General features: G+C 68.2%; 8 protein-coding genes and 1 pseudogene. 1 reads left to right on the top strand and 8 read right to left on the bottom strand.

The window, feature by feature from the left end:
• From ACZ4A5_RS31205 to ACZ4A5_RS31175, 7 genes and pseudogenes are all read right to left on the bottom strand, one after another.
• A partial coding sequence (locus ACZ4A5_RS31205) for a transposase (protein WP_467591634.1) occupies nt 1-238 on the bottom strand: 238 nt, incomplete at its 3' end.
• Nucleotides 239-485: 247 nt separating this feature from the next.
• Nucleotides 486-641: pseudogene (locus ACZ4A5_RS31200) on the bottom strand (transposase family protein); the annotation flags it as partial.
• A 138-nt stretch (nt 642-779) separates the two neighbouring features.
• Nucleotides 780-1199 carry an acyl carrier protein gene (locus tag ACZ4A5_RS31195; RefSeq protein ID WP_467591631.1) on the bottom strand — a complete coding sequence of 140 codons (420 nt, stop codon included), beginning with the start codon at nt 1197-1199 and terminating at the stop codon, nt 780-782.
• Nucleotides 1200-1379: 180 nt separating this feature from the next.
• Nucleotides 1380-2738, bottom strand: a complete 1359-nt coding sequence (locus ACZ4A5_RS31190) for an FAD-dependent oxidoreductase (protein WP_467591628.1) — start codon at nt 2736-2738, stop codon at nt 1380-1382.
• The gene (locus ACZ4A5_RS31185; RefSeq protein WP_467591625.1) at nt 2738-3640 is read right to left on the bottom strand and encodes a spirocyclase AveC family protein; all 903 of its coding nucleotides are present in this window, start codon (nt 3638-3640) and stop codon (nt 2738-2740) included. The genes ACZ4A5_RS31190 and ACZ4A5_RS31185 overlap by 1 nt, the downstream gene beginning before the upstream one ends.
• A gap of 105 nt (nt 3641-3745) precedes the next feature.
• On the bottom strand, nt 3746-9067 hold the full coding sequence (locus ACZ4A5_RS31180) for a type I polyketide synthase (RefSeq protein WP_467591623.1): 5322 nt from the start codon (nt 9065-9067) through the stop codon (nt 3746-3748).
• A 12-nt stretch (nt 9068-9079) separates the two neighbouring features.
• Nucleotides 9080-9313, bottom strand: a complete 234-nt coding sequence (locus ACZ4A5_RS31175) for a DUF5988 family protein (protein WP_467591622.1) — start codon at nt 9311-9313, stop codon at nt 9080-9082.
• 269 nt (nt 9314-9582) lie between these two features.
• Here ACZ4A5_RS31175 and ACZ4A5_RS31170 point away from each other — a divergent pair, with 269 nt between their 5' ends.
• On the top strand, nt 9583-9990 hold the full coding sequence (locus tag ACZ4A5_RS31170; protein ID WP_467591619.1) for a resolvase: 408 nt from the start codon (nt 9583-9585) through the stop codon (nt 9988-9990).
• 313 nt (nt 9991-10303) lie between these two features.
• On the opposite strand, the gene ACZ4A5_RS31165 is transcribed toward ACZ4A5_RS31170, so the two are convergent.
• The gene (locus ACZ4A5_RS31165) at nt 10304-10672 is read right to left on the bottom strand and encodes a hypothetical protein (RefSeq protein ID WP_467591617.1); all 369 of its coding nucleotides are present in this window, start codon (nt 10670-10672) and stop codon (nt 10304-10306) included.
• Between the last annotated feature and the right edge of the window lie 470 nt (nt 10673-11142).

Raw genomic sequence — 11142 nt, 5'->3', positions numbered from 1 at the left:
GGCCGCGCCACAGATGCCAGCGATCCATCACCTGTGTGATGGTGGGGTCGGCGTCGGTTATGGCCTGGGCGAAGTCCGAGGCTCCGTCCCGGCACACGGTCTCCACTCCGCGATGCTCGCGCAGCCACGCGGTGACGGACTCCATCTTCCGGCCGGGCAGGACGCCGATGCGCTGCCCGCTCTCGGCATCGATCAGGATGGTCGCGTACCGCTGCCCCTTTGAGCAGGGCGAACTCATCGATCCCCAGTACCTCGGGCACCGGCCGCTCGGGCAGCGGGATGCGCAACAGGCAGGCCAGCAGGGTGGCCCAGCTGAGCACCTGGTGCAGGTGTAGAAGCAGACGGGCGCCGGCCGTGCCCGCAAGGGCGCGGGCCACTGCCTCCACGACGGCCTGCAAAGCCGGGGTCCGGCGCTGGTAGCGCACCGTCAGCCCGTCGATCTGCTCAGCGAACGTCTGCTTCGCACAGTGCGGGTTCTCGCAGTACAGCCGCCGCACCGACAGGTCCACCATCACCGGGCGGCCACCGACGGCCTCGTCCGCAACATGCCGCACATACCGGCTGTGCTCCCAGTCCGACGTCTGCCCGCATCCCGGGCAGGAAGCCGGGACACCGGCGCACGTCCGTGCCGTGATCCGCACCAGATCCTCGCCGGCCTCAACCGCCTCGACCTGCACCGCGGCCGGCTGCGGCAGCAGGTCCTCCAGCTCGATGGCACACACGGTCAGCGTGCCACCGCCAACACCCGTAAACCACAGGCCAGTTCACACGATCAACAGCTACGAAAATCTTGGAAGAGCCGTTCTATTTACAGGCCCGTTGAGGGCTCGTTGGATGCGTTGTTGCAGTTGGACGGCGCCGAGGGAGTCCATGCCGAGGACGACCATGCTGGTGTGGGGTCCGATGTGGTGGGTGGTGCCTCCGAGGAACTCGCGTACGCATCGATTTCGACGGCGCGGACAATGCCGCCGCCGAATCGTCCAGCGCGACCTTCCCGTCAGACCCGCCAGGTGAGCCCGCACCTCCGTCGAACTCACCGATGGGTACAGGAGATGCACATGTGCCGCGGCCTGCTCAGAAGCACTCGCCAGACGTAGCGGACTGCTCGTGGCCAGAGCCAGGTGGCGAGTGCACCAAGAAGCTGATGATGCGGCTCGCGAACTCTCAGTTGCGTCGCAGCGGCGACAACGATCCTTCATGCTTCTGGTAGTGCGCGTCGATGGCCGCGTTGCGCACGGGGAGGAATTCTTCCAAGAAGCGCAGCTGCCCCTCGGTGGTGAGATACCCCTCGGGAGTTCCGGCCGAGTCGGTTGAGGTTCGGTGGGGTTGGACATTGCTCTTCCCCTCCTGCGATCAGTGATACCGCGATGGGCGAGCTGTCATATGAGGGTCCGCTCCTTGGCAGCGGGGATTTTGCCGTGTTTGAGGACGCGAACAGCGATTGCGGGCTGCATCAGGGACGATGGCGGGCTCAGCATGGTGAACACCCGCAGGAACGCGTTGTGCACCACGGGGTCTTGGGTCGCCGCTGCCAGGACGTGGTCCAGGTATCCGCCTATCAAGTGGTGGAAAGCAGACGATCTGGCGGCGTCAGGTTGTGTGTAGCGCAGGTCGTTGAGGGTGGCGATGGTCCAGGCGCCTGCGTTGAGCCGGTGGAGATGATGGTGGTAGCCGGCGGCGATGGACATGCGGCTCGGTGTCCGGTCGAGGCATTGGCCTAGAAGCTGTGCGGCGAGTGCCGCGGTGGTCATACCTTGCGCGAAGAGTGGGTTGAAGGTGTAGGCCGAGTCGCCGGCGCACACGAGGTTGCCGGGGTGCTGATCATGGCGGCGGAACAGTCGGCGGCTGCTGGAACCGGTATGGCTGACCGTGACCGAGGACAGTGCTTCCGCTGCGGCGATGGCCTCGGCGATCACCGGGCTGCGGAGGCTTTGGGCGAACGGCAGGAAGTCCTCATCCCGTGCCGAGGGGCGGTCCGCGCCAAGTCCGATGAGGGTGATCAGCCAGCGGTCGCCCTCGATGGGCAGCAGTGTCGCGCCGCGCGTGTGGGCAGGCCGGGAGGCTTGGATGAGGCAGGCGCGCCACGGTCCGATGTGGCTGGCCGGTGTGCGGAAGGTGCGGCTGGCGTAGTGAAGTTGCGGTTCGATGGTGTGCCGTGTCGCGGGTGGGTATCCGAGTTCGGCCAGCCACCGGTCGGAGCGCGATCCCCGGCCGGTGGCATCCACGACGAGGTCCGCTGGAAGCACGCAGGATTCCCGGTTGGCTGTATCGCAGATGCGCACCCCGGTGATCGTGCGCTCATCGCCGAGCAGGCTGTGGGCGGTGGTGCCGTCCAGGATGGTGATTTGTGGCAGGGCGGTGAGGCGTCGGCGGATGGCCCATTCGATCAGTTCTCGGGAGGCGCTGACCGCTACCAGGCCCGATGCGGCGCGCGTGTGCCATCCGTACGGGTTTCGGATCGCCAGGTCGGTACCGAAATCGAAGGTGACGGCCCCGGCCTGCATCAGGTCGTCGGTGATTCCCGGCAGCAGGGATTCGATGACCTGGCGGCCGCGCAGCAGCAGACCATGCACGTGCGCGGCCTGAGGAACACCCCGTCGCCGCTCGGGACCGGCGGGCAGTACGTCCCGTTCCACGAGAGTGACGGCCTCGTAGTGCTCGGCCAGGACCCGCGCCGACAGCAGCCCGGCGATCCCGGCACCGAGCACGACCGCGTGCGAACGACGATGACCGTGCATCAGACGGCTCCAAGCGCCAACAGGTGGTAGCGGAGGTAGTCGGGAGTGTCGGGAGGCGCTGTTCCGGACAGGCAGACGCTCAGGATGATGATGTAAATGAGGTAGCCGAGGCCGACGAATCCCGCGCCGGCGAGCAGTCGTGTCCACGGCCGCAGGCGTGCAGGGAGCAGGTCGCTTCCGCGTAGCGGCGCGGCTTCTTGATGGTGTGTCTTCGCGCGGTACATGGCCACTGCTTGCGGGATGTACAGCAGGCAGGAGATTGCTGTGGCGTCGATGAGTGACACTTGGTAGGAGTGTCCGGCGAACAGTGCTGGGGTGCCGGTGGCTCCGGGGAAGGCCAGGACTCCGGGGAGCGTCCATACCAGAATCGCGGCGGCGGCGACCATGATGATGAGGGGGGTCGCGAGGGTCGCCGCTGCCCAGAGGGGCAGGCGCCGGGCGATGGGTGTGATGATAAGCCTGGCGATCCAGGGGGCAGTGATCATGATGGCCATGCCGGGCCAGCCGGTTGCGATCACTGTCTCGATCTGGACGCCGGGGTTGTGCCAGCCGGGAATGTAGGGTCCCCAGCCCACCACATGGAGTGCGTAGGGGTTGAACGCGCAACACGTGTGAACGTAGTCCCCCATGGCATTGAGCCACGTTGCGGTGATCCAGCCGAAGAACACGGTGGCATCGAAGGTGACCGCCCTGGCGCGGCGACATTGCCGCACGATGACCACGACCACCACCACGAAGAGGATCACGATGCCGGCCTGGAATACCCATACGGTGACTTTGGTCGCGGCGGACACCGAATAGCTGCCGGGGGGCAGTGAGCGCAGGCCACCGTCGCTGATCCAACGGCCGTACACCCAGGCTTGGAAGGCCACGAAGAACGCGCCCAGTGAAGCCCAGGCCATGATTGGTGTGCGCCACCACCGTCGGGTCGTCGATGCGGGGACGGCGGTGGGGTCTTGGGTTTGACGGGCTGGGGCGGGGGAGGCGTTATCGTGCGGCATATGTGATCACCCCTGTGTGAGGTGTTGAGGCGTCTCGGGGGCGGTGGCAGCCGCGGATTGCTCTTCCTCGTTGCTGTCGGGCCCGTTGGCGCCGAGGCCCAGATGCCCCATGAGCCAGTCGGCGAGGCCGGCGGGGGTGGGTTTGACCCAGATGACACCGGGTTTGATGGTGGTGTTGAGGGCTCGTTGGATGCGTTGTTGCAGTTGGACGGCGCCGAGGGAGTCCATGCCGAGGATGACCATGCTGGTGTGGGGTCCGATGTGGTGGGTGGTGCCACCGAGGAGGTCGCGTATGCAGTCGATGATGAACGACTCCAGCAGCTCCCGGCGTGCTCCTTCCCCCTCGGCGGCCAGGATCTCCTCACGCACCAGCGCCCGTTCCTCGCAATCCTGATTGACAGTCAGGAGCGGTGTGAGCAGGGTGGAGGCGGACAACGCCGGGTAGGGGGCGGTCCACTGGTCGAGGTCGAGCGGTGAGTAGGCGACCTGCTGGTACCCGGCGGCGAGGATGCGTTGGAGTGCGTCGATGCCGTCGGTGGGGGTGATGGTGATCAGCCCGCGTTCGGCGAGGTGCTGTCCGCGTCCGACGTCGCTCCAGGCGCCCCAGTGGATGCTGGTGGCGGGCAGGCCCTGGGTGTGGCGCCAGGCGGCAAGGTGGTCGAGGTAGGCGTTGGCGGCCGCGTAGGCGCCCTGCCCGGGTGAGCCGATCAGCGAGGCCATCGAGGAGTAGAGGACGAAGAAGTCCAGTTCGATGCCGGTGGTGGCCTGGTGCAGAGCACAGGCTCCTTCGGCTTTGCCGCGCCAGACCCGCTCCAGCAGGTCGGGGTGGAGGTTGCCGAGGGTGGCGTCCTCGACGACGCCGGCGGCGTGCAGGATGCCGCGCAGCATCACCTGGCCCTTGGTGGCGGTGGCGACGCACCGCTGGGCTGTGCGAGGGTCGGCGATGTCACCGCGCACGACGCGGATGTCGGCGCCGTCGGTGCGCAGGGCGGTGAGGGTGGCGCGTGTCTGGGTGCTGGGGGCGGAGCGGCTGCTGATGACCACACGGCCGGCGCCGCGTTGGGCGAGCCAGGTGACAGTCAGCAGGCCGAGACCGCCCAGGCCGCCGGTGACCAGGTAGGCGGCACCGGGCCGTATCGGGTTGGCCGGTTCGGCGGTCAGGGGTGCGGGGGTGTCGGCGCCTGCGCGCAGGCGGGCGACGTGGCGCTGGTCGCCGTGGTAGGCGAGTTCGGTGACCGGCTGGCCGGAGTTGAGCAGGTCGTCGACGAGCCGGTCGTAGGGGGTGTCGGCGTCGAAGGTGATGCTGCTGGGGACGAGTTCGGGATGTTCGTAGGCGGCGGTGCGCAGCAGTCCAGGCAGTCCGGCCCCGGGCAGGGGTTCCTGGGCTGATGCCTGCGGGCCGGTGAGGATCCACAGCCGTGGCGGGTGGTGAAGGGCGGTGAGTTGCTGGATCACGGTGATGACGCGGGCGACCTGCTCACGGGCCTCACCGGCTGGATCGCCTCTCGTGACTTCGGAGCCGACAGCGAGGGCGACGCCGGTGCACGGTGAGGGAAGCACTGCCGTCAGCGAGCCGGTGCCATATGGCAGAAGACGGCAGGTGATGCCTCGTTGTGTCATCGCCCGGGTGAGTTCGGCAGGCCAGCTGTCGCTCCCCGTCGTGAGCACGGCCCAGCCCGCCTGGTTCGCCTGCTCCGGCGGGGCGGCTGCCGTGGGGGCGGGTTCGCTCTGCCAGGTCAGATGGGAGAGGCGTTGGGTAAAGCGTTCGGCGGGGGGTGTGATGTTGGCCAGGCGCAGGCCGAGGACTTCGGCGACCACGGTGCCGTCGGCGGTGGCCAGCTGTCCAGAGGCGGTGCAGGCCAGGTCGTCTGCATGGTGCAGTTCGACCTGGGCTGTGCGGGTGTGGGCGGTGGGGGCGTGGACGCGTACCTCGTCGAAGCCGGCGACGACGACGGGGCCGGGGCTGGTGGCACGGTGGGCCAGCCACACCGATACGACGGTCTGGACGAGTTCGTCGTGCAGGGCCGGGTGCAGGGCCATCATCCAGGCCGAGACACGGGCACTGTCGTGGGTGCGCAGCCAGGAGGCGGCGCGGTCTCTGGTGGGGTGGATCCTGATGTTCTCGATGGCGGTGAAGGCCGGTCCGTGGTGGACGTTGTGGCGTTCGCGGAAGATCCGGTACAGGTCAGCCGGATCTCTGTCCTGCCACCCCTGGACGGCCGCATCGGTAGTGGTGGGTGTCGGGGCACTGTCGGTGTCGTTCAGAGGGCGCACGGTGCCGTGGGCGTGGACCATCGTGGTGCCGTCCTCGGTCTGGGAGAGGATTTCGACGTGTGCGCTGTCGCCGTTACGGATCAGGCGGGTGGTGACCAGGGGTTCGGGGTCCAGGATCAGCGGGCTCTTCATGGTCACGCCGTGGGCGCTGACGCGGCCGCTGCCGAAGGCCTGGGACGCGGCGGCGAGCATCATCTCCACCATGCCGGTGCCGGGCAGGACCGGTACGTCCGCGACCTTGTGATCGGCCAGCCAGGGCAGCCGGGCAGGACTGACCGGGGTCTGCCACAGGAACCGCTCAGGGTGGTCCGGGTCGTGGACGAAGCCGCCGAGCAACGGGTGCTGTGTGGCCCCGACCAGCCCCGGGGCTACCAGCCGGTAAGGGGCGGTGTCACCGCCATGACGGGTGCGGTGCCAGGCCGTGCCGGGCACATCGGCGAGCCGGCCGTGGCCGTAGTGGGTGGAGAAAACGATGCCGTCGTAGCCGGCCGCGTGCAGCTGGGCGAGGTGGGTGAGGAAGGCGTCCTGATCGCCTGTGCCCTGCCTCAGGCTGCCGAGAGCCACAGCATCGTGGATGCCGTCGTGGCGGGCGGTGTCCAGGACAGGACGGACCGCCAGAGGATGGGCGGTGCACTCGATGAACAGCCGATGGCCATCGGCCAGAGCGGCAGAGACAGCGGCGTGGAAACGTACCGTCTCGCGCTGGTTGCGCACCCAGTACTCCCCGTCCAGTACCCCCGAGACACGCGGATCGGCCGTGACGGTGGAGTAGAAGGGGATTGCCGGCCGGGCCTGCGGGAGATTGGCCAGTGCAGTGCGCAGTGGGTCCAGGATGGGGTCGACCTCAGGGGAATGCGAGGCCACGTCCACGTCGATCAGCCTGACCACGACGCCATCAGCCTCCCAGCGCGCGGCCAGGGCGGTGATCTGGTCGGCATCGCCGGAGACCACGGTGCTGCCCGGGGAGGTCAGCACCCCCAGCGTCACCCCGTCGGCACCGGCTTCGTCGAGGGCGGCTTGTACCTGGTCGGCGCCGAGCATGACCGTGGCCATGGCCCCGCCGGAGATGGTGGCCAGCAGCGCTGAGCGTCGGCAGATGACCTTCGCCCCGTCCGCCAGGCTCAGCCCGCCCGCCACGACCATCGCGGCGACCTCGCCCAGCGACTGCCCGATCACCGCGGCCGGTTCGATGCCCCAGGACCGCCACAGCCGGGCGAGCGCGACCTGGACGGCAAAGAGGGTGGGCTGGATCCGTGCCAGCCCCACCAACTCCTCGGGGCGGGCGATCAACTCGCGCACCGAGAAGCCTGCTTCGCGCACGATCAGGGGTTCGATCTCCTCGATCGCGGCACGGAACACCGGCTCACTGCACAGCAGGCCCTGGCACATCCCGGCCCGCTGCGAGCCCTGCCCGGTGAACACGAACACCGGCCCCGGATGCGCAGGATGCAGTACCGGCACACCCGATACCACCCCCTCAACCTCCCGGCCCTCGGCGAAAGCGCGGGCCCGCGCCGCAAGTTCACGGTGGTCGCGGGCGACGATGCCCAGACGGTGGTCCGCAGGCGAACGGCGCAACGCGAGGGTGTGCGCGACATCCAGCAGACCGGTGCCCGCTCCCTCACCCTCTGCCCAGTCGGCCAGCCGGGAGGCCGCCAGGACAAGAGACTGCGGCGAGCTGCCCGACACCAGCAGCAGGAAGGGTCCCTCAACGGTCTGTCGGTCCACCGGCACCCGCCGCACAGGGCGAGGCCGGGGTACGGGGGCGGCCTCGAGAACGATGTGAGCGTTGGTTCCGGTGACTCCGTAGGAGCACACGGCAGCCAGCCTCGGGCCGTCCTTGACCGGCCACGGTGTGATCTCGGTCGGCACGAACAGCCGGGATGTGCCATCGCGCCAGATCGAGGGGTTCCACTGCTCGAAGTTGCAGTTAGGCGGAACAATTCCGCGCTGCAGGCACTCGACTGCTTTGATGGTGCCGGCGATGCCGGACACCGGTTCCGAGTGCCCGATGTTGGTCTTGACCGAACCGAGCGCGCACCGGCCCTTGCCCTGGCCGTAGACGGCGTCGATCGAGGTGTACTCGATCGGGTCGCCGACTGCTGTGCCGGGGCCGTGTGCCTCCACCAGCCCGACCTCCCCCGGGTCGATGCCGGCTTTGTTCACGGCTTCCCTGAACAGCTGCTGCTGCATCACGGTGGACGGCGCGGTCAGACGGCTGGACTGACCGTCGTTGTTGACCGCGCTGCCCCGGATCACCGCCAGCACCCGGTCCCCGTCCCGCAGCGCGTCCTCCAGCCTCTTGAGAACCAGAACCCCCGCGCCCTCACCGCGCACGTAGCCGTCGGCCCGCGCGTCGAAGGCGTAGCAGGCGCCGCGCCGCGACAGCAGCAGCGGGGCCTCGTAATACTGCGTCTCGGGCGAGACCATCAGCAGCACCGCACCCGCGAGCGCCATATCGCACTCACCCAGCGTCAGCGCCCCGCACGCGACATCCACCGCCACCAGCCCCGACGAACAGTGCGTGCTCACAACCATGACCGGCCCGCGCAAGTCCATCGCGAACGCCACCCGACCCGCCGCACCAGCGGTGAAATTCCCGAACAGATAAGGACTGTTCGGGGCATCTTCCACCGGGCGGGCCTCCCGGAACAGGTTGTCCGGCGCATACGTCCCCACGTACACACCCGTCCGCGACCCCCGCAGCCGGGCAAGCGGAATACCGGCGTGCTCCACCGCCTCCCAGGCCACCTCCGCCAGCACCCGGAACTGCGGATCCACCCAACCCTGCTCCGCCGGAGCCACCGACAACGCCACCGGATCCCACGCCCAGATGTCCCCCGCCACAAAGCAGCCACGCCCGGCCCGCACCGCATCATCCGGATCATGCACGGCAGCCAGGCGCCCGGCATCCCACCGGCCCGCAGGCACCGGGCCCACCGTCTGCCGCCCCGCAGCCACCAGCCTCCACAACCCACCCGGCGACTCCACGCCACCCGGGAACCGGCACCCGATACCGACAATGGCGATCGGGTCTGCACTCGACGCCGACATGACCAGCCCCCGCTACTCGGCGATCGCCGTGCTGTAGGTCCACCGGAACACCGGCACCGGCCGGCCCTCCACCGGCGCCATCTCGGCCGTGCGCTCGAAATGCTGATGCCGACCGTAATAAGCCACCGCCAACCGCGACGGATCCACGTTGGTATCGGCTGGCGGCCGGTAGGGACCCGCAAGCCCCGGCGGACCATCCACCAGGACAACCCACGGGACAGCTGTGGTCATGCCTTCGTCAGCCATGACTTCGCCTCCTCTTGATGCCACTGCACTGGTTCATAGGCCCACACGTAAAAAAGTGGCCGGAAGGTGACGCCTTGTGGCTTCAGTGAGCGCGCGTGCGGTAGATCCGGCAAGGGCGCGCGAGCACGGCGCTCGTTGTAAACAGCGCACAAAACCCGGCAGCTCACGCGCTGGTGGAAGTCCGCCACGTCCGCCCCCGCTTGCAGCTCGGCACCGGCGGAACGGTCTGGTGTTGTCGGGTCGAGAGACATACGAAAACGATCGCCGACGTGCGCGCCGCCTATCTGGACGGCCAGTCCATCGCGAGCCTCGCCCGCGAGCACGGTGTCAGCCGCGGCGCTGTCCGCACCGCTGTCGCCGACCTCATGCCCGAGCACGTCGCCGCCGACGAAAGCACGCCGGCCCCGAAGCTGCCCGTCACCCTCGACATGTCCGGCAAGATCGCCGACTCACTCCGCACCACCGATCTGGACGACGCTGAGCGGGCCGCACTCGACCACGGCGTGACCGTACGACGCGGCCAGGGCTACACCCTGCACGTCAGCACCCTGCCCGCTGTCCACCGCCAACTCCTCTCCCGCTGCCAGCCCCTCGACGGCACTGCGGCGATCCCGGCACAGCGCAAGGCTCGCCGCGAGTACGAGAACCGCGTCAATGCCCTCGTGGCCGGCGCTTAGCACTGAAAGGCCCACCAGGACCCCAACCCCGAGCGTTACTCAGAGCTGCACACCACCTGGTCGTAGCTATACGAGAACAGGGCCGCGAAGCCTGCGAGTTCGCGGAAACTGAAGGTTCTTCGACATGAACCCGAGGGCGGATTGACCTGATTCCGGGGGGATGAACCCGTGGGTTCGTTATCAACTCGCTGGGCCGGTCTCGGCGGCCAGCACCAGGTCGACACCGAGCGGGCTGAAGTCAGCGACGACCGGGGTCCAGTCGTTGGCGTACGCCGCTGGCGACGCACTCGTCACGACTGCGTCGCTGGCGAGGTTAGGTGCGAACAAATCCGGCCGGGTCGGCCAGGTAGCGGTCGAGGTCCGGGTCTTCGTGGAGTGCGTAGAACTCGTCGTGAATCTGCCATGCCGGGCCGAGTTCGGTGCGAAGGCGGCCGAGCGCTTGGCGTACCGCCTCGTTGAAGTCGTGGCACTCCGCTTCACGCCACGGCCCCGGGTCCGGGGGGTAATCCCAGTTCAACGACGTATCGTAGCGAGCTATCAGCCTGCTCAGGCCGTCGCGGAGGTCGTGACTGATCGGTAGTCGGTCCAGATCAACCGGGTACCCCCACGCCTCCCGGTCCTCCGGGGCCGCCCACAGGACTGCGCCTGATCCCGCGTCGAAGAAGAACCTGGCGGTGGGCATGGCGTCGACCTCTCGATATCTATATCGGTTCAAGCAGCCACCACGGTACTCAACGAGGCCGGCGCAGCCCCACAGTCTCCGGTTGCGGCTGACGCCTCGCCTTCGTCCCGGTCGCAGATCGATCGGACGAAGTGAGAACTCTTCGAGAATCCTGAAGCGCCGTCACCGGATCAAAGAACACTCCAAGGAGCCCGAAAGGGCTGAGCAGGGCTCAGGGGAACTCACGGGATGTCGCGCAGAGGGCCGCGGGTTCACGGACACTGAAGGCTGGTCAGCCGGAACCCGAGGGCCAATGGCCTCCTTTTGGGGTTTGGCCCGTGAGTTCGCGGCGAACACGCGTTTCGGGTCGCCCGCCCGGGCTCACCGTGTCCTCTTCTGCTAGTGACCTGAGTCGTTGATGCGTCGGCAGTAGCTGGCGAGGCTGTTGAGGATCTGGTCGGCGGTCTTGTGCCATACGTAGGGGCGGGGGT

Source organism: Streptomyces sp. NPDC025618 (genome assembly GCF_055558795.1).
Note: the sequence above shows the minus strand (reverse complement) of the source record. Positions and strands in the feature narration are given on the sequence as shown.